The following is an 18,840-nucleotide window of genomic DNA, read 5'->3' on the forward strand; positions in this document are numbered from 1 at the left end:
GGATCCCGCCACGCGGTGAGCGTGGATCACAGAGCCCTGTGTGCATGACCGAGCTTCACTCGTCGACTCCCGCGGCGCGCCCGGCGCCGAACGCGGACAGGGCCGGCGCGCGAGGCCGGGGCGTTCAGGACGGCGGCCTGCCCGTGACGCTCTCCAGGGCCTGACGCAGCGCCGCCGCGCCGGGCGGGCCGCCGGGCCAACGGGCGGCGATGTGGCCGTCCGGGCGGACGAGCAGGGCTCCGTGGAGGCCGAGCGCGCAGGCCTCGGTGTGCTCCTTCGGTAAGGGCTCGACGCGCAGCGGCCAGGGGCCGGCGGTGTGCGGCTCCCAGCGGGCGGGGTCCGCGGTGAGGAGCGTGAACCACTCGCCCGCGGCGTCCAGCGTGGAGCGCTCGGGGGTCAGCCAGAGGTGCGGCATGCGGTGGCCGGGGTCCGTGGTGGGCGTGTAGTCCGTGCCCGGGCCGGACTCGTCGGAGCGGGAGCCCTTGTCGGTGAGGACCGCGGCGGAGTCGTAGGCGACACCGAGCACCAGGCCCAGTTGTGCGAAGTAGCGGTCCGACCACGGCAGTTCGACGACCTCGGAGGCCGACTCGCCCGCTTGCAGCTGTTCGTGGCGGCGTCGCTGCGCCTGGAACATGAGCTGCGTGTTGGCCACCGCCTGACGGAGTGTCCGATGGGCGACGGGCTGCCGTTCGGGCTCGTAGGTGTCCAGCAGGTCCGGTCCCGCCCAGCCCCGCAGGACGCCCGCCAGCTTCCAGCACAGGTTGTGCGCGTCGGCGAGCCCGGTGTTCATGCCCATGCCGCCGGCGGGCGGGACGGTGTGCGCGGCGTCGCCGGCCAGCAGGACCCTGCCGTGGCGGAAGCGGTCGGCGACGAAGGCCCGCACCGTCCAGCGCTGGGCCCGCAGCACCTCGGGGCGTACGTCGGCGGCGGGTCCGAGAGCACGTGAGACGAGGGCGGCCCAGTCGCCGGACCCGGTGTCCTCGACGGGGTCGGTCCAGGCCCAGCCGCCTTCCGGGTACAGCGGCAGGAACCCGCCGTGCGCGGTGACGTAGAACCCGGCGGGCTGTGCGGCGCACCAGTCCCCGAGGGCGGCGTCGAACACGACCGTCGCGACCTCCGCGATCGCCCCGGGGCCGCTGGTGGTGATGCCCAGCAGTCGTCGCACCGTGGAGTTCGCGCCGTCGGCGGCCAGGACGTAACGGGCGCGGACCTCGGACCGCGTCCCCTGCTCGCGGTCGGTCAGCGAGGCGAGGACGGCGTCCGGCTCCTCGGCGAGGCCGACGAGCTCGCTCCCGAACCGCGCGGTGGAGCGGGCCGCGGCGAGCAGGACGGGTTCGAGCCGGTCCTGGGAGGTGACCACGCCGAGCACCGGGCTCTCGGGGATGGGCGCGTTGACCCCGACGATCGCCGCGGAGGCGAAGTCGCGGTCGTACAGGGTGTCGCGGAAGCGGATGCGACCGAACTCCGGCCCGAACGCCCCGGCCGTGATCCGGTCCGCCAGTCCGAGCCCGCGGAAGATCTCCATCGAGCGGGTGTTGACCAGCCGGGAGCGGGGGAAGGGCGACAGCTCGCGGCGTTTGTCGACGAGCAGGGTCCGCACCCCCCAGCGTTCCAGCAGCACCCGCGCGGTCAGGCCCACCGGCCCGCCACCGACGATCAGTACGTCCACCTCGGTGTTGCCTCGACGCGTCATGGGGTCATCCTCCGCAACGCCCGACCTTCCCCCAAGGAAGCACGGGCGGCGCACGGAAGTGCGGTGGACCATGAACGATGCCGCGCCGTACGTTTGCTCGCGTGAGCATCGAGAGCCGAGAACGAGCAGAGCGTTTCGTCGAGTTGCACCGAGAGGGGTGTTTTCTGCTCCCCAACGCCTGGGACGTGGGCAGTGCCCGGGTCCTGGAGTCGGTGGGCTTCCCCGCGGTGGCCACCACGAGCGCGGGGGTGGCGTTCTCGCTGGGGCGCCCGGACCACGACTTCCACGACGAGAAGGACCCCGACGCACGCGTCGACCGGGAGACCATGGTCCGCCGGATCGGCGAGATGGCGGGCGAGCTCCGGGTGCCGCTCAGCGCGGACCTGGAGGACGGGTTCGGGCAGGCCCCGCAGACCGTGGCGGACACCGTCGCGATGACCCTCGCGGCCGGGGCCGCCGGGGGCAACATCGAGGACTTCACCGGGGACCGCGCCCGCCCCCTGTACGACGAGGCGCTCGCGGTGGACCGCATCCGCGCCGCCCGGGCCGCCGTGGACGCCGCCGGTGAGCCGTTCGTCCTGGTCGGCCGGACCGACGCGCTGCTGGTCGGCGGCTCGATCGAGGAGAGCGTACGGCGGGCCAACGCCTATCTCGCGGCCGGCGCGGACTGCGCGTTCGTGCCCGGCGCCGCCGACGCCGGGACGATCGGCACCCTGGTGCGGGAACTCGACGGCCCGCTGAACGTCGTCATGGGCCTGACCGGCAGTGCGCCGGCCCTGGACGACCTGCGCGCGCTCGGCGTCCGCCGGGTCACCGTCGGCGGCAGCCTCGCCCGCGCGATGTACCGTCAGCTGCTGGACGCGGCAAGGGAGTTGGCGGAGCAGGGCACCTTCTCCTACGCCGAGGGGCAGCTCGCCCAGGCGGGCCTGAACGACCTGTTCCGGCGGGGCTGACGCCCACCGCCCGGCGGACGGCCCGGACAGTTCCCGGGCCGTCCGGGCGCGCCCGTCACGCGGTGACGTCCTCCGTGCGGGGCACGGCGGGACGTCCGGCCGGCTCGCCGAGGGCCGTGCGGTGCGTCTCGCGCACGAAGCACACGGTCAGGGCCGTGATCGCGGCACCGCCGCACAGCAGCAGGGCGACGGGGGTGCTGTCGCCGCTGCCGGCCACCAGGCTGGTGGCGATCATGGGGGAGAAGCCGGCGCCGATGAGCGTGGCCCCCTGGTAGCCGAGGGAGGCGCCGGTGTAGCGGACCTTGGTGCCGAACATCTCGGTGAGCAGCGCGCCCAGCGGGCCGTACATCGTGGACTGGGCGATGCCGTGGCCGAGGACGACGGCGAGGATCAGCAGCCCGGGGCGCCCGGAGTCGACCAGGGCCAGCACCGGGAAGGCGAGCGCGGCCGAGGCGACGGCACCGGTGAGGACGACCGGGCGGCGGCCGACCCGGTCCGACAGCGCGGAGGCGCAGGGCAGCACGACGAGCGCGACGCACGCGGAGACCGTGAGGGCGTCGAGCACCTGGGGCCGGGCGTACCCGATGCCGGTGGCGTACGCGATCATGTAGCTGGTCAGCAGCGACTGCGCGGTGAAGGCGCCGATGCCGACACCGCAGGCCAGCAGGACCGGGCGCGGATGGCGCAGGACGTCGAGGACGGGCAGCCGGGACTCGGCGCGGTCCTTCTTCACCTCGGCGAACAGCGGGCTCTCGACGACCTTCAGCCGGACGAGGAGACCGACGCCGAGCAGGACGACGCTCAGCAGGAACGGCAGGCGCCAGCCCCAGGCCGCGAAGTCGTCCTTGGGGAGGGTGACGACGTAGGCGACGACGGCGGTGGACAGCAGGGAGCCGAGCGGGGCTCCCATCTGCGTGAAGCTGGACCACAGGCCGCGCCGCCGCTCGCCGGCGTGCTCCACGACCATCAGGGTCGCGCCGCCCCACTCACCGCCGATGGCGAGGCCCTGCACGACCCGCAGGGCGATCAGCAGGACCGGCGCCCACACCCCGATCGTGTCGTACGTGGGCAGCAGGCCGATGAGGAAGCTCGCGCCGCCCATCAGGCCCATGGTGAGCAGCAGCATCGACTTGCGGCCGAGCCGGTCGCCGAAGTGGCCGAAGAGGACGCCGCCGAGCGGTCGGGCGACATACCCGGCGGCGAAGGTGCCGAACGCGGCGACCGTGCCGACGACCGGGTCGGCGCCGGGGAAGAACAGGTCGCCGAAGACCAGCGCGGCGACGGTGCCGTAGACGAGGAAGTCGTAGAACTCCACGGCGGTGCCGAGCAGTCCGGAGGCGGCGACCAGACGCAGCTGCCGGGCTCGTTCGGTGGCCGAGGGTGCTGCGACGGGGGACGGGGGCATCGCGGTCTCCCTTGAGCGGAGGAAGGACACCGCGAAACTAGGCTCTGTGATGACTGCCGTCAAGAAAGTGCACAACATTGACAGCTTGGCGCGCGCCTACCCGCCGAGCAGCCGCCGCGGGTTGGCGATCCGGAAGGCGTACGCCGCCGCCCCGCCCAGGCCGAACCCGGGGTGCTGCGGCGGCTCCGCGTACGGCCGGTCCGAGCCCTGGACGACGGCGTCCACGCCGAGGGCGCCGACCACGGCTTCCACGGAGCGCGGGCCGTAGGAGGAGGTCTCGACGAACACGTCCGGGTCCACCGGCGCCGAACCGCCGCCGCGGGCCGTGAACCGCTCCCCGTGTAGCGGTGCCAGCCCAGCGAGCAGCGCGAAGCACACCCGCAGCCGCGGATGGCGGGGCCGGCCGAAGGCGCGGAAGGCGAACCAGGCGGCGTGCATCTGCTGGACGTAGGGCACCATCGCGGGCCACCAGCCGGGGCCCCCGGAGCCGCCGGGTGCGGGACCGGGATGGACGAAGAGCGGCAGGTCGCGTTCCGCCAGCAGGTCGAGCAGTGGGGCGCAGCGCGCGTAACCGGCCGCGTCCGCAAGGGCGTTGGCGGGCAGTTGCAGACCGGCGAAGCCCGCGTCGAGGGCGCGTGCCGTCGCCTTCGCGTCGACGTCCCCGACACCCGCGGCGGCCCAGGCCCCGAACGGCTCGGGAAGCGCGGCCGCGTCCTCGTGGTAGGCGTCCAGCAGCGGGCGGGCCTCGGCGGAGGGCAGCCACTCCACCCCGATGGGCGCCGACATCGACACGAGCGCCCGCCCCAGACCGTCGGCGACGGCGAGTTCCGCGCGCCGGGCCACGTCATGGGCGGCCGGCGGGACGTCGTAGGGCGGCTCACCGGCCAGGTGCAGGGTCCAGCCGTCCAGGAACGGCGGCTCGCGGCGCGCCCGGAGGGCCGCCAGCAGCGACGGGGTCCACAGATGCTGGTGCACGTCGACGTGGGTCATGACCACATCGTCTGGCCTCACCAGGGTGAACAGCCACCGGACCTGGCTGGACGCCGCCTCCGTCTACGGCGGCACCTACCTGGTCGGCACCCGCTGGGTGGTCAGTGCCCCAAAGGCGCTGCTGAAGAAGGTCCGCCCGGAACTCGGCGGCAGCATACGGCAGTTGTAGACCGCGGCCGTCAACTCCCGGCCGCTCCCTCGCCCGGCGCGTAGTCCGTGATCTCGTAACGCGCCTCGTCGTCCATGGCGTCCGCGTCCCCGTCCAGCTCGATGAGGGTCGGATGGCCGTCCGCCGCGTACCGCGCCTCGGCGATGTCCGCGTCGTCGTCCCGCGCCTGCTCCAGCTCGGCCAACAGGACGCCCAGCGTCGGTACTTGATCGGGCAGCTGCCGTACCACCCGGCGCGCGCCGGCGTCGAGGCCGACCGCCTCGGTGACCTCGCCGTCCCGGACCGTGATCCGGAAGGTGCCGATGAGGGCCCGCTCGCCCTCGCTGGACGTCAGCGTGTAGGCGTACGAGGCGGGCTCCTCCCAGGCGGGTGCGCCCGACCCCGTCCCGTCACCGCAGGCGGTCAGGGAGCCCACCAGCACGGCCAGGCAGAGGAGCGGGCGTACGACGGTCATGGCGGCCCCCTTCGAAGACGGTTACCGCTACGACGCCGGCCGGCCCCGGAACGTTCGGGACCGGCCGGTGTCCGTGCCGTCGGTGAGGGCTCAGGAGGACTGGGCCGTCTGGTACAGGTTCTGCGCGTCCGCGCCGAAGTACGGCCCGTACATGGCGTTCGGCAGGAAGTTGTACTTGAAGCTGTTCACCGAGGACTGGAGCCCGGTCCCCGTGGACTCGTTGAACTGCGTGAACCAGGGGCCGCCGCTGGAGCCGCCGGTCATGTCGCAGGTCAGCCCGTGGTCACCGGAGAGCAGGAAGTCCCGGTAGGTGGTGCCGGAGCAGTAGATGAACTTCTGGCCGTCGTAGGGGGCGGCGGCGGGGAAGCCGAAGGCGTACATCGCCTTGTTGTAGCCGGTGTTGAAGGCCACGCCCTGCCCGCCGACGACATCGGTGAGCCGCTTGCCGTCCAGCGGGGCCACCACGGCCGCGCCGACGTCGTAGTTGATGTCCTCGCTCGCCGTCCACTGCGGGGTGGACAGTGTTCTGGACGCCGTCCAGGTGCCGTACGGGGTCTGGCCGTCGTGATAGCCGGGCGCGAACACCCAGTTGGTGTGCCAGGCGCCCTCCAGCTTCACACAGTGCCCGGCGGTCAGGACGGTGGACTTGTTGGCGCTGGTGACGGCGTTGCCGGAGCAGGAGGCGGTGCGGCCCTGGTAGGTGAAGAACACCCGGCCCGCGGTCCGGACGACGGCCCCGCCGCCGGTCCACTCACCACCGTTCTCGGGAAACGCCAGCGGCCCGACGGACGAGCCGGGCGCGCTCGGCGCCACGATCGTCCTGCTGCCCTTGCGCGGCTCGGCCGTCCTCACGTCCGAGCGGTCGACGGACAGGACGTCGAGCGGGGTCGCCGCCCGCATCCGCTCCGGGGTCCAGAACCCCTGGGCGCGTTCCTGCGCGGCGAGCGACACGTGTTCCTGCGCGGTGGACGGCACGGCTCCCGGACCGGGGGCGGCGCCGGCCGGGGTGACGAGCGCGCCGCCGGCCAGGAGCGCGGCGACGCCGATCAGGGCCGAACGCAGTCTGCCTATCACGCGGTCTCCTTCTGCGGTGGGGGTCGGAGGGGGCGACCGTTCTGCGCGCAGAGTGCCACCGACAGCCCCATTTGGGCAGGTGCACGTCAGGATGATGGCCGAAAAGGCACAGCCCCGCCCCGACGACGGCACAGGGAGGTGATCTCGACCGGGACGGAAGGATGAGGTTGACTCGGGCCCCGGGCCCGCAGGACGAGGTTGTCCCCGGGCCCCGGCCCGGAACGGCACCCGCATTGGAGCCCCTCGTGACGTACGACATCGCCGCCCTCCGCTCCCAGTTCCCCGCCCTGGCCGCCGGAACGGCCCACTTCGACGGACCCGGCGGCACCCAGACACCCCGGCCCGTCATCGACGCCGTCGCCGACGCCATGGCCCACCCGCTGTCGAACCGGGGGCACGGCCTGCCGGGGGAGCGCAACGCCGAGGCCATCGTCACCGAGACCCGCCGGGCCATGGCCGACCTGCTCGCGGCGGACCCCAGGGGCATCGTTTTCGGCCGCAGCGCCACCCAGCTCGGCTACGACTTCTCCCGCACCCTCGCCAGAACCTGGTCGCCCGGCGACGAGATCGTCGTCACCCGCCTCGACCACGACGCCAACATCCGCCCCTGGGTCCAGGCCGCCGAACGCGCCGGAGCCACCGTGCGCTGGGCCGACTTCGACCCCGCCACCGGCGAGCTGACCCCCGACCACCTCCGCGCCGTGCTGACCGACCGCACCCGGCTGGTCGCCGTCACCGCCGCCTCCAACCTCATCGGCACCCGCCCCGCGATCCCGGAGATCTCCCGGCTGGCCCATGAGGTGGGGGCGCTCGTGTACGTCGACGGCGTCCACCACGCCGCCCACGCCCTGGTCGACCTGGCACGGCTCGGGGCCGACTTCTACGTCTGCTCCCCGTACAAGTTCCTCGGCCCGCACCACGGAGTCCTCGCCGCCGACCCGCAGCTGCTGCAGACCCTGCGCCCGGACAAGCTGCTGCCCTCCACCGACGCGGTCCCCGAGCGCTTCGAACTCGGCACCCTGCCCTATGAGTTCCTCGCCGGCACCCGGGCGGCGGTGGACTTCCTCGCGGGCCTCGACCCGAGCGCCACCGGCACCCGGCGCGAGCGGCTGGCCGCCGCCTACACAGCGCTCGAGGCCCACGAGCAGACTTTGCGCACCCAGCTGGACAAGGGGCTGGCCGCGCTCGACGGCGTCACCGTCCACTCCCGGGCGGCCGACCGCACCCCCACCCTGCTGCTCACCTTCGAGGACCACGACACCGTGGCGGCGTACCGCTTCCTGGCCGAACGCGGGGTGCACGCCCCCTCCGGCGCCTTCTACGCCATCGAGGCCTCCCGGCACCTCGGCCTCGGCGACACCGGAGGACTGCGCGTCGGCCTCGCGCCCTACAACGACGCGGACGACGTCGACAGGCTCCTCACGGGGCTGGCCGAGTTCCTGTGAGGCCGATCGGACCAACGAGACAAAACTCCGTCCCGGCGTGACCCGGGTCTCATGGCACCTCGCCGCCGCAGCCGCGACCATGGTGTCCGTCACCAGCAGGCCGAAGGGATCCGAATGCTTCGCAAGGTACTGGTCGCCAACCGCGGTGAGATCGCGATTCGCGCGTTCCGAGCCAGCTACGAGCTGGGCGCGAGGACGGTCGCCGTCTTCCCCCATGAGGACCGCAACTCACTGCACCGGCTCAAGGCCGACGAGGCGTACGAGATCGGCGAACCCGGGCATCCCGTGCGGGCCTATCTCTCCGTCGAGGAGATCATCCGCGCCGCCCGGCAGGCCGGCGCCGACGCCGTCTACCCGGGCTACGGGTTCCTGTCCGAGAATCCCGAGCTGGCCCGGGCCTGCGAGGAGGCGGGCATCACCTTCGTCGGGCCCAGCGCGGACATCCTGGAGCTGACGGGCAACAAGGCCCGTGCCGTGGCCGCCGCCCGCGCGGCCGGCGTACCGGTCCTGGGCTCCTCGGCGCCCTCCAGCGACGTGGACGAGCTGGTACGGGCCGCCGAGGACGTCGGGTTCCCGGTCTTCGTGAAGGCCGTCGCAGGCGGCGGCGGGCGCGGTATGCGCCGCGTCGAGGACCCCGCCCAGCTGCGCGAGTCCATCGAGGCGGCGGCCCGCGAGGCGGCCTCCGCGTTCGGCGACCCCACCGTGTTCCTGGAGAAGGCCGTCGTCGACCCCCGCCACATCGAGGTGCAGATCCTCGCCGACGGCGAGGGCAACGTCATCCACCTCTTCGAACGGGACTGCTCGGTGCAGCGCCGCCACCAGAAGGTCATCGAGCTCGCCCCGGCGCCGAACCTCGACCCCGGGCTGCGGGACCGGATCTGCGCCGACGCCGTACGCTTCGCCCGCGAGATCGGCTACCGTAACGCCGGCACCGTGGAGTTCCTGCTCGACCCGCACGGCAACCACGTCTTCATCGAGATGAACCCGCGCATCCAGGTCGAGCACACGGTCACCGAGGAGGTCACCGACGTCGACCTCGTCCAGTCCCAGCTGCGCATCGCCGCCGGTGAGACCCTCGCCGACCTCGGCCTCTCCCAGGAGGCGGTCACCCTGCACGGCGCCGCCCTCCAGTGCCGTATCACCACCGAGGACCCCGCCAACGGCTTCCGCCCCGACACCGGCCGCATCAGCGCCTACCGCTCGCCCGGCGGCTCCGGCATCCGCCTGGACGGCGGCACCACCCACGCCGGTACGGAGATCAGCGCCCACTTCGACTCCATGCTGGTCAAACTCACCTGCCGCGGCCGGGACTTCGACACCGCCGTCAAGCGGGCCCGGCGTGCCGTGGCCGAGTTCCGCATCCGCGGCGTGGCCACCAACATCCCCTTCCTCCAGGCCGTCCTCGACGACCCGGACTTCCAGGCGGGCCGGGTCACCACCGCGTTCATCGAACAGCGCCCGCACCTGCTGACCTCCCGGCACTCCGCCGACCGCGGCACCAAGCTGCTCACCTACCTCGCCGACGTCACGGTGAACAAGCCGCACGGCGAGCGCCCCGAGCTGATCGACCCCACCAGCAAGCTGCCGCGAACGACCTCCGAGGTGCCACCGGCCGGCTCCAAGCAGAAGCTCACCGAGCTCGGCCCCGAGGGCTTCGCCCGCTGGCTGCGCGAGTCCCCGACCATCGGCGTCACCGACACCACCTTCCGCGACGCCCACCAGTCCCTGCTCGCCACCCGGGTCCGCACCAAGGACCTCCTCGCCGTCGCCCCCGTCGTCGCGCGCACCCTGCCCGAGCTGCTCTCCCTGGAGTGCTGGGGCGGCGCCACCTACGACGTCGCCCTGCGCTTCCTCGCCGAGGACCCCTGGGAACGGCTCGCCGCCCTGCGCGAGGCCGTCCCCAACATCTGCCTCCAGATGCTGCTGCGCGGCCGCAACACCGTCGGCTACACCCCGTACCCGACCGAGGTGACCGACGCCTTCGTCCAGGAGGCCGCCGCCACCGGCATCGACATCTTCCGCATCTTCGACGCCCTCAACGACGTCGGCCAGATGCGCCCGGCGATCGAGGCCGTACGCGAGACGGGGACCGCGATCGCCGAGGTCGCCCTCTGCTACACCTCCGACCTGTCCGACCCGAACGAGCGCCTCTACACCCTCGACTACTACCTGCGCCTGGCCGAGCAGATCGTCGAGGCCGGCGCCCACGTCCTGGCCGTGAAGGACATGGCCGGCCTGCTGCGGGCCCCGGCCGCCGCCACCCTGGTCTCCGCGCTGCGCCGCGAGTTCGACCTGCCGGTCCACATCCACACCCACGACACCGCGGGCGGCCAGCTCGCCACCTACCTGGCCGCGATCCAGGCCGGCGCCGACGCCGTCGACGGGGCCGTGGCCTCCATGGCGGGCACCACCTCGCAGCCCTCCCTGTCGGCGATCGTCGCCGCGACCGACCACTCGGCCCGCCCCACCGGCCTCGACCTGCGGGCCGTCGGCGACCTGGAGCCGTACTGGGAGAGCGTCCGCCGGATCTACGCCCCCTTCGAGGCGGGCCTGGCCTCCCCGACCGGACGGGTCTACGACCACGAGATCCCCGGCGGCCAGCTCTCCAACCTGCGCACCCAGGCCGTCGCCCTCGGCCTTGGCGACCGGTTCGAGGACATCGAGGAGATGTACGCCGCCGCCGACCGCATCCTCGGCCACCTCGTCAAGGTCACCCCGTCCTCCAAGGTCGTCGGCGATCTCGCCCTGCACCTCGTCGGCGCCGGGGTCTCCCCGGAGGACTTCGAGGCGACGCCGGACCGCTTCGACATCCCCGACTCCGTGATCGGCTTCCTCCGCGGCGAGCTGGGCACCCCACCCGGCGGCTGGCCGGAGCCCTTCCGCAGCAAGGCCCTCGAAGGCCGCGCCGACCCGAAGCCGGCACCGCAGCTCACGCCGGAGGACCGCGCCGGCCTGGACAAGGACCGCCGCGCCACCCTCAACCGGCTCCTCTTCCCCGGCCCGACCCGCGACTTCGAGACGCACCGCCAGACCTTCGGTGACACCAGCGTCCTGGACAGCAAGGACTTCTTCTACGGGCTGCGCCCGGGCCAGGAGTACGCCGTCGACCTCGAACCCGGCGTCCGGCTGCTGCTGGGCCTGGAGGCCGTCGGCGAAGCCGACGAACGCGGGATGCGCACCGTGATGTCCACCCTGAACGGCCAGCTCCGGCCCATCCCGGTGCGGGACACCGCGGCCGCCTCCGACGTCCCGGTCACCGAGAAGGCCGACCGCGCCAACCCCGGCCATGTCGCCGCGCCGTTCGCCGGGGTGGTCACCCTCGCGGTCACCGAGGGCGACGAGGTCGAGGCCGGCGGCACGGTCGCCACCATCGAGGCGATGAAGATGGAGGCCGCCATCACCGCGCCGAAGGGCGGACGGGTGACCCGCCTGGCCATCAACCGCATCCAGCAGGTGGAGGGCGGCGATCTGCTCTTCGAGATCGGCTAGGGCCGGGGCAGGCGACGTCTGCCCGTCAAGGAGCGGCGGCCGGTGCGGCGAGAGTGCGTGCCGGGCGTCGCGCCGGGGCGAACGTCGCCTGCCGCGGCACCAGGGCCCGGTCAGGCCTTGAGCGCTCCGGCGGGGTGGCCGTACCGACGGCCGCACGCGGTGAGGGCGAGGACCCCGGAACCCGAGATCCGGGTTCTCGCCCCGAGCGTCCCGAGCGCTCCGGGATTGACCGAGAGACGGGCCGCGATGTCCGTGGCGTAGCAGGTGTCGGGTATCCCGAGGTCCCTTCTCGCCTGTGCGTAGCGGCTGTAGAAGTCCTCGACGTCCAACTGGTCGCCCGCGTTCGACAGTTCGTCGAGGAACGAGTCGAGGGCATCGCTGTCGACCGTCTCGTGCGGCAGGAGACAACCCGACTCGGCGGGGTGCCGGGCGCCCACGGCCCCCTTCTCCTCGGCCTCGAAGACGTCGTAGAAGCGCACCACTTCGCCGCCCTCGGCGATGCACCACGCGGTCCAGCCGTCCCCGCAGCTCATGCCGTACCAGTGCGCGGCCCCGAACCGGCGGCTCAGGTCGGCGCACCGCTCACGTACCACCTCGCCGCGGACCGCCTGCGGGTCGTCCGCGTCCTCGACGCGGTGCGTGTCCTGCGAGGAGTCGCCGAAGACCAGCGTCCAGCCGTCCAGCGCCGGGCTGACGAAGACCCGGGCACAGCGCTCATGGGGGCGCTTGCGGTGCCAGTGGTGACTGTCGTGGTTCCAGGCCGACGCACCGGTGCGCAAGGTGACCCGCTCCGGCTCGCCCAGGTCGAACGCCGCCAGCACCGCCGCCTGGTCGACGCTCGGCACCGCGAACCAGGAGCCGCACAGATGCAGGTTCTCGGGCACCTCCACCAGCTGCTTGATCCTCGTCAGCCGACGCCATGCGGCCAGGTCCCGGTCGCTGAGCGCGTTCGGCCCGCCGATCCCCGCCAGCGCCTCCAACGCGGTGGCCCGGATCCTGGGTCCGGTCGCGGGCTGCCGGCGCAGACGCTCCAGCAAGGGAACCGCCGAGCCGCCCATCGCCTGGAACGCCAAGACCGCCTGCCGCCGGATGTCGGCCTCCGGGTCCCCCAGCAAGGGGATCAGCTGGTCGGCGTACCCGAACGCGGCCTCGCCCAGGAACTTGAAGGTCGCCAGTGCGGTGTTGCGGACCGCCGCGTGCGAGTGCCGCAACAGCGGCAGGTAGCTCCCCGGATCCGCCACATCGAGGCGGGCCAGCGTCCAGACGGCCCGCCGCTCCACCTCGGGCGAGCGCGCCGACGCGAGCGCGTCGGCCAGCGGGAACAGCGCCGGTTCGCCGATCCTCACGAGCACGTCCGCCGGCACACTCCACTCGACGGGCGAGCCCTCGTCGCACAACAGGTCCAGCGCCGAGGCGAGTTCGGCGGTCATCGTCTCGTCCATGGGGGGAACCCTAGACGGCGGCACCGACACCCACCCCCGTCCCCGATGATCGAGTGGTGAGGGTCCCGACCCAGGCGTACGGTCGGACAGTGGACGCCACCGTTCACCGAAAGTGCGGTACGCCATGAGCAGCAGCCCGCAACCGACCTCCGCAGCTCAGGCCACCACCGGGAAGACCGGCGGTGGCGGGAACGGCATGGCCCTGCTGGTCATCGCCTCCTGCCAGTTGATGGTGGTCCTCGACATCACCATCGTGAACATCGCGCTGCCGGACATCCAGCGCTCCCTGGACTTCTCCACCACCAGCCTGGCCTGGGTGGTCAACGCCTACACCCTCACCTTCGGCGGCCTGCTGCTCCTCGGCGGCCGCGCCGGTGACATCCTCGGCAGACGGCGGGTGTTCATCTGTGGCGTCCTGCTCTTCGTGCTCGCCTCCCTGCTGGGCGGCCTCGCCCAGAACGAGGCCCAACTCCTCGCCGCCCGCGCCCTCCAGGGAGTCGGCGGCGCCATCGCCTCCCCGACCTCGCTGGCCCTGATCAGCACGACCTTCCGCGAAGGCCCGGAACGCAACCGGGCGTTCGGGGTGTTCGCCGCGGTCTCGGCGGGCGGCGGAGCGATCGGACTGCTCGCCGGCGGCATTCTCGTCGAGTACCTGAACTGGCGGTGGGTGCTCTTCGTCAACGTCCCCATCGGGCTGCTCATCGCCCTCGCCACGCCCCGCTGGATCAGGGAGTCCGAGCGCCATCCCGGTCACTTCGACATCACCGGCGCCCTGACCTCGACCGTCGGCATGGTCCTGCTCGTCTACGGGTTCATCAGAGCCGCCCAGGAGGGCTGGCGGGACGCGCTCACGCTGGCCTCGTTCGGCGCGGCCGTCGTCTTCCTCGTGGCGTTCGTCCTGGTCGAGCGGCGTTCCCGGCAACCCATCACGCCGTTGCACATGTTCGCCGACCGCAACCGCGCGGGCACCTACGGCATCATGCTCTGCCTGGCCGCCGCGATCTTCGGCATGTTCTTCTTCCTCACGCTCTTCGTGCAGAACGTCCTGAACTTCAGCCCGTTGGCCACCGGCTTCGCCTTCCTGCCGGTGAGCGTGGTCATCGCGGTCGGCGCCGGGCTGGCCTCGAAGTTCCTGCCGACGTACGGTCCGAAGCCGTTCATGGTGGTGGGCGCGATCCTCGCGGCGGTCGGACTGGCCTGGCTGACCCTGACCGACGTCAACTCCACCTACGCGGGCAGTGTCCTCGGCCCGATCCTGGTCTTCAGCCTGGGCATGGGCATGGAGTTCGTCTCGCTGACCCTGATGGCGCTCTCCAACGTGTCCGTGCGGGAGACCGGCGCGGCCTCCGGACTCCTCAACGCCACCCAGCAGGTCGGCGGTTCGCTCGGACTGTCCATCCTGGTCACGATGTTCGGCACGGCCAGCACCAACGAGGCGGAGAAGCAGGTCCCGCGCTTCCTGGAGCAGGCCACCCCGGCCGAGCTCCTCCAGTACAAGCGCACCGGGCAACTCCCCGGGCACTGGGGCGACGAGGTCCTCACCGCCGGAGTCTCGGCCGCCTTCATCGTCGCGGCCGTCTTCGCCGCGGTCGCCGCGCTGATCGCCGTGATCGCCATCCAGGTCCGCCCGTCCGACCTGGAACGCCTCAAGGGCGACGGGATGCCCTCACCCCAGTGAGGCCGGCGCCGGAACCAGGCCCAACTGCTGGGCGCGCAGCACCGTCCCGAGCCGGTCGTGGGTGCCGAGCTTGCGGTAGATGTTCGCGACGTGCTTGTGGACCGTGCGTTCGGAGATACCGAGCCGCCTGCCCATCGCGGCGGCGGTCAGGGCGTCGCCCAGCAGGAGCAGCACCGTCGACTCCCGCGGTGTCAGGCCCACGTCGTCGCCGGCCGGCACCACCACCCGCTCCAGGAGCTGCCGTTGCTGCTCTATCCCGGCCAGCAGTGGCTGAAGCCGCCCGGCGACCACGACCTCCTCGTCGGAGAAGTCACGGCCGGAGCGGTAGACGAGACAGCCCGTGATCGGCGTTCCCGACTCCGGCAGCGGTATCCCGAGCGCGTGGTCCATGTCCATGACGTCGTCGATCAGCCGGGCGGTCCGGCTCGCGGACCACGCCCGGCCGGCCGCCCGGCCCGCGGTCACCGGCGCCCGGTCCCGACGTGCCTCGTAGTGCTGGGCGAAGGGGTACCCGGCTCGCAGCAGCCCCATGTCCTCGTCCCCGAGAGCCGCGAAGTCCGGGGCCGCGTCGGGCGACAGACCCAGTGTGCCCCCGCTCTCGGTCCAGTCGTCCAGCTTGTAGATCAGCACCTCGCCGCCGATGAGGTCGGGCAGCGCGCCCGCCACCGACGGCCACAACCGCCCGGGATCACGCTCGTGGAGTGCGGCGACGGCCACCGCCAGCATGCGTTCGTAGGCTCCGCCCAGCCCCTGTGCCACGTTCGTGCTCCGCTCGTCCGCGTACGCAGTTGTACCCATACCTGCGTCACCTCCTGCCACTCCAGAATGCAACAGAGCAACAGTGACGTTCTCGTGTACTCCAGCACATCGGCGCCTCGGCGGCCGCAGGCAGGGGGAGCAGGCCCGGAGGGGATGCCTGGTTCTCCCCTTCTCTCCGTGCGGACCGCCGGCACGGGGGACCGGCGGTCCGCACGGAGTCCCTTTCCGTCTAGCGCTCCGGTACGTCCAGACCCGGCGCGTACCCCGGCTCCGGATTGAACTCCGGGTGGTAGCTCTCGGGCGCCGCCAGGTAACTGACCGGCAGCCCGCCGGTGTCGATGACGATCTGGTCCACGGCGATGCCCGCGTCCACCATGAACAGGCGCAGCACATGCTCGCCTGTCCGGGCGACACTCACGGTGGTGGTGAGCTTCTCGATGCCGTCCTCCACGTTCCGGGCCCAGGCGTCCCCGCGGTTGCCGGTGGCGACGGCCTGCCCGGTCAGTACGGCGGGCGGTTGGTCGTCGAGGGCGACGGCCACCCGGCGGTACCCGCGCTCGTCGAGTGAGGGCAGCCGGAAGACGGTGACCGGGAAGGTGCCGGTGCTGCCGAACCGCACCCGGTACCGCAACTCCGGTGCCCGCCGGGCGAAGTCACCGGCGACCGGGGCGGCCGTCGACGGACCCGCCTCCATCGCGCCGCTCCGGCGTCCGAGGCCGCGGACGAACCGCCAGTTCATTCCGCCCCGCGCCACCCGCCGCTCGAAGTGCGCGGCGTCGATCGACACGAAACCGTTGGCCTCGACGAACCCCCGGGACCGCCGCAGGGCGCGCAGGCCGTCGTTGACCACCCGCACCGGCACGTCGACGCTGTGTCCCGCGCCGGTGAAGGTGACCGTCGTGTCGAGCGTGCCCTGCGGTGCCCGCGCCCAGTCGACCTCGACCCACACCCGGATCTGCTCGGTCAGTGAGCCGCCGGCCGAACTGAGCCGGAGCCAGGGGGTGGCGGCCTCGGCGGTCCAGTCCAGCGACAGGAAACCGGTGTTGAAGACGTCCACGAAGCGCCGGTCACGGGTGTAGGAGGAGAACGACAGCGCACGTGCCGCCCCGGTCTCGTTCCCCTCCGCCGCCACCCCCAGCCCCGAGGTCTCCCGACGGGCGACCCGCGTGACGCCCGGCCGCCCCGGCGCCTTGGGAATCTGCGAAGGGTACGGATTGACGATCCCGTCCCACTTCCCGCCCGCCACCTCCGTGTTGTAGCGCTTGGTGAGTGCCGCCTCCTGGGTGTGCGCCGCCTCCGCCAGATCCGCGAACCGGTTGGCCCCGGCCCCGCGTCCCTGCGTCACGGCCAGCCCGTTGCGATCGGCCCAGTAGTACTTGAGGTTCATCAAGTACGCCCCGTGCACGGGGTATTCGACCAGTTCGAAGAAGGCGTCCCGGTACGCCTCCGGCAACTCGGCGCCCACGGCCCGCACCCGCTCCAACAGCCGCTCGTACGCGCCCAGGCGACGGCCCGCCTCGTCCCCGTGGTGGATCACCGACAGGATGCCGCGCGCGATGAACTCGGGCCGCAGCTCCGCCGTGAGACGGTAGTACTCGGTGCGGATCGCCGCGATCTCCCGCCGGTGCAGGCGCCCGAACTGCCGCCCGGCCCACTCGGCGAGGAAGTCCTCCACCTCGTCGGCGTCCCACCGGTCCACGTCCCAGGCCATGTCCATGGAGAAGGACAGCCCGGTCTCGATGGACTTGACGTCCCCCACGTTGAAGATCCACATGCGGTCCACGCCGTGCTCGTACACCCGGCGCAACTCCTGCCACACCTTGGCCAGTTGCGTGGTGTCCAGCCACAGGTAGCTCTTCGGGCGGCCCCAGTAGGACAGGTGGTAGTAGATCCCGTTGCCGCCCGGGCGGGCGCGCTCCGCGGCGGTCGGCAGCTGGCGCATGTTGCCGTGGTTGTCGTCCGGCCAGATCAGTGTCACGTCCTCGGAGACCTGGACGCCCGCGTTGTACAGCTCCAGGACCTCCTTGTACGGGATGAAGATCTGCGGCTCGGCCGCGGCGCCGACCTCCTCGGCCAGGATCCGGCGCTGGTCGGCGATGATGTCGTTCATCACGACGACCTTCTCGGGGATCGTCGTGGCGTACTTCGTCTCCAGCGCGCTGTCGTGCAGTCCGCGCATCCCGAGGGTCCAGCTGCTCTCGTAGGACGCGTTCTGTCTGGCCCGGGCTCTCCAGTAGTCGGAGATCACGGTGGGGTTGACCGTGTAGTCGTACACGGGCAGGGTGCCGTCCGCGTTCGGGTGTTCCGCGGCCCACGGCTCCCACTCGTGGACGCCGTTGCGCAGCAGCGCCTCGGGATGGCTGGAACCGACGACGATGCCGTAGCGCTCGGCCAGTTCGGGGTTCTCGCGGTGCTTGTTGAAGAAGTCGGAGTACGGGTGCATGGCCGGCCACAGGTAGTTGGCCTTGAGGCGGAGCAGCAGCTCGAAGACACGCTGGTAGGTCCTGGGGCCGATGTTCTTGTCGGGCTCCTGGGTGCGGTGCGACCACGTGGTCAGGTTCTGCTCGTCGTTGATGAAGATCCCGCGGTAACGGACGGACGGTTCCCGGCGCTTGAAGGTGGCCGCGGGGACCGTCACCGTGTCCCGGTGCTCGACCGGTACGTCGGCCCACCAGTACCAGGGCGAGACGCCGATGCGCTCGGAGGTGTCGTAGATCCCGTAGACCGTGCCCCGCCGGTCGCTGCCCGCGATCACCAGCGCGCGCTCGACACCGGGCACCGGACGCTCCACGACCTGGGTCACGGAGGCCTCCCAGCGTCCGCGCACGCCGGAGACGTCCAGGCGGCCGTCCTCGACGAGGCGGTCGATGACCGGGCTCGCACCGAGCGTGCCGACCAGGATCGCTCCGGCCGCCTTCCGGGGCGGTGCGTGGACGAGGGCGGGACGCACTCCGCTGACCCGTTCGATGTCGGCCTGGAGATCACCGGCCGCGCGGATCACGGCGGGGTCGTCACCGGCGTCCACGAAGACATCGACGCCGGTGCCGTCGGCCACCAGGGGGAAGTGGGGCCGGCCGGACTCCGCGGCCCGGGCGGTGCCGGCGGGCAGCAGCCCGGGGAGCAAGGGAGCGACCCCTGCCGCGGCCATGCCCCGCAGGAAGGACTTGCGGCTCCAGGAGGGCGACGGGCCGTTCGGTTCGCGGTGCGGCACGGGACGCTACCTTTCCGCGCCGGCCCGCGTCGGCTCGCGCACGGACGGTGGGCGGAGCTCGGCGCATGACGGGACTGG

The 18,840-nt window shown here is 72.4% G+C and carries 13 protein-coding genes; 5 read left to right on the forward strand and 8 right to left on the reverse strand.

Going from position 1 to position 18,840, the window contains the following annotated elements:
- Positions 1 to 124: 124 nt before the first annotated feature.
- Positions 125 to 1,693, reverse strand: coding sequence for an FAD-dependent monooxygenase (locus ACZ56U_RS27515; protein WP_469086645.1), 1,569 nt, complete (start codon positions 1,691 to 1,693; stop codon positions 125 to 127).
- A 101-nt stretch (positions 1,694 to 1,794) separates the two neighbouring features.
- Between ACZ56U_RS27515 and ACZ56U_RS27520 the strand changes: the two genes are divergently transcribed.
- A complete protein-coding gene (locus ACZ56U_RS27520) occupies positions 1,795 to 2,646 on the forward strand; it encodes an isocitrate lyase/PEP mutase family protein (RefSeq protein ID WP_469086646.1) in 852 nt (283 codons plus the stop codon).
- 55 nt (positions 2,647 to 2,701) lie between these two features.
- On the opposite strand, the gene ACZ56U_RS27525 is transcribed toward ACZ56U_RS27520, so the two are convergent.
- Together ACZ56U_RS27525 and ACZ56U_RS27530 are read right to left on the reverse strand one after the other, a co-directional pair.
- Positions 2,702 to 4,051: an MFS transporter gene (locus tag ACZ56U_RS27525; protein ID WP_469086647.1), complete on the reverse strand. Its 1,350-nt coding sequence runs from the start codon at positions 4,049 to 4,051 to the stop codon at positions 2,702 to 2,704.
- 96 nt (positions 4,052 to 4,147) lie between these two features.
- Positions 4,148 to 5,041, reverse strand: a complete 894-nt coding sequence (locus tag ACZ56U_RS27530) for an amidohydrolase family protein (protein WP_469086648.1) — start codon at positions 5,039 to 5,041, stop codon at positions 4,148 to 4,150.
- Between ACZ56U_RS27530 and ACZ56U_RS27535 the strand changes: the two genes are divergently transcribed.
- Positions 5,040 to 5,210, forward strand: a complete 171-nt coding sequence (locus tag ACZ56U_RS27535) for a hypothetical protein (RefSeq protein WP_469086649.1) — start codon at positions 5,040 to 5,042, stop codon at positions 5,208 to 5,210. The genes ACZ56U_RS27530 and ACZ56U_RS27535 overlap by 2 nt on opposite strands.
- A 10-nt stretch (positions 5,211 to 5,220) precedes the next feature.
- Here the strand turns inward: ACZ56U_RS27535 and ACZ56U_RS27540 are convergent, their stop codons facing one another.
- Both ACZ56U_RS27540 and ACZ56U_RS27545 read right to left on the reverse strand, forming a co-directional pair.
- The gene (locus ACZ56U_RS27540; protein WP_469086650.1) at positions 5,221 to 5,664 is read right to left on the reverse strand and encodes a DUF6174 domain-containing protein; all 444 of its coding nucleotides are present in this window, start codon (positions 5,662 to 5,664) and stop codon (positions 5,221 to 5,223) included.
- A 90-nt stretch (positions 5,665 to 5,754) separates the two neighbouring features.
- Positions 5,755 to 6,738, reverse strand: coding sequence for a trypsin-like serine peptidase (locus ACZ56U_RS27545; protein ID WP_469086651.1), 984 nt, complete (start codon positions 6,736 to 6,738; stop codon positions 5,755 to 5,757).
- Between the two features lie 245 nt (positions 6,739 to 6,983).
- On the opposite strand from ACZ56U_RS27545, the gene ACZ56U_RS27550 reads away from it, so the two are divergent.
- Entirely contained in the window at positions 6,984 to 8,183 is a 1,200-nt protein-coding gene (locus ACZ56U_RS27550) for a cysteine desulfurase-like protein (protein ID WP_469086652.1), read from the forward strand.
- A gap of 114 nt (positions 8,184 to 8,297) precedes the next feature.
- A complete protein-coding gene (locus ACZ56U_RS27555; protein ID WP_469086653.1) occupies positions 8,298 to 11,672 on the forward strand; it encodes a pyruvate carboxylase in 3,375 nt (1,124 codons plus the stop codon).
- A gap of 110 nt (positions 11,673 to 11,782) precedes the next feature.
- Here ACZ56U_RS27555 and ACZ56U_RS27560 read toward each other — a convergent pair whose 3' ends face one another.
- Positions 11,783 to 13,114: a HEAT repeat domain-containing protein gene (locus tag ACZ56U_RS27560; RefSeq protein WP_469086654.1), complete on the reverse strand. Its 1,332-nt coding sequence runs from the start codon at positions 13,112 to 13,114 to the stop codon at positions 11,783 to 11,785.
- 124 nt (positions 13,115 to 13,238) lie between these two features.
- On the opposite strand from ACZ56U_RS27560, the gene ACZ56U_RS27565 reads away from it, so the two are divergent.
- Positions 13,239 to 14,792 (forward strand): MFS transporter, encoded by a 1,554-nt coding sequence (locus tag ACZ56U_RS27565; protein WP_469086655.1) that lies wholly within the window; start codon positions 13,239 to 13,241, stop codon positions 14,790 to 14,792.
- Here ACZ56U_RS27565 and ACZ56U_RS27570 read toward each other — a convergent pair.
- On the reverse strand, positions 14,781 to 15,590 hold the full coding sequence (locus ACZ56U_RS27570) for a helix-turn-helix transcriptional regulator (protein ID WP_469086656.1): 810 nt from the start codon (positions 15,588 to 15,590) through the stop codon (positions 14,781 to 14,783). The two genes, ACZ56U_RS27565 and ACZ56U_RS27570, sit on opposite strands and share 12 nt — an antisense overlap.
- 190 nt (positions 15,591 to 15,780) lie before the next feature.
- Positions 15,781 to 18,699: a glycosyl hydrolase 115 family protein gene (locus tag ACZ56U_RS27575; protein WP_469086743.1), complete on the reverse strand. Its 2,919-nt coding sequence runs from the start codon at positions 18,697 to 18,699 to the stop codon at positions 15,781 to 15,783.
- Between the last annotated feature and the right edge of the window lie 141 nt (positions 18,700 to 18,840).

The organism is Streptomyces sp. NPDC034103, from assembly GCF_055575395.1.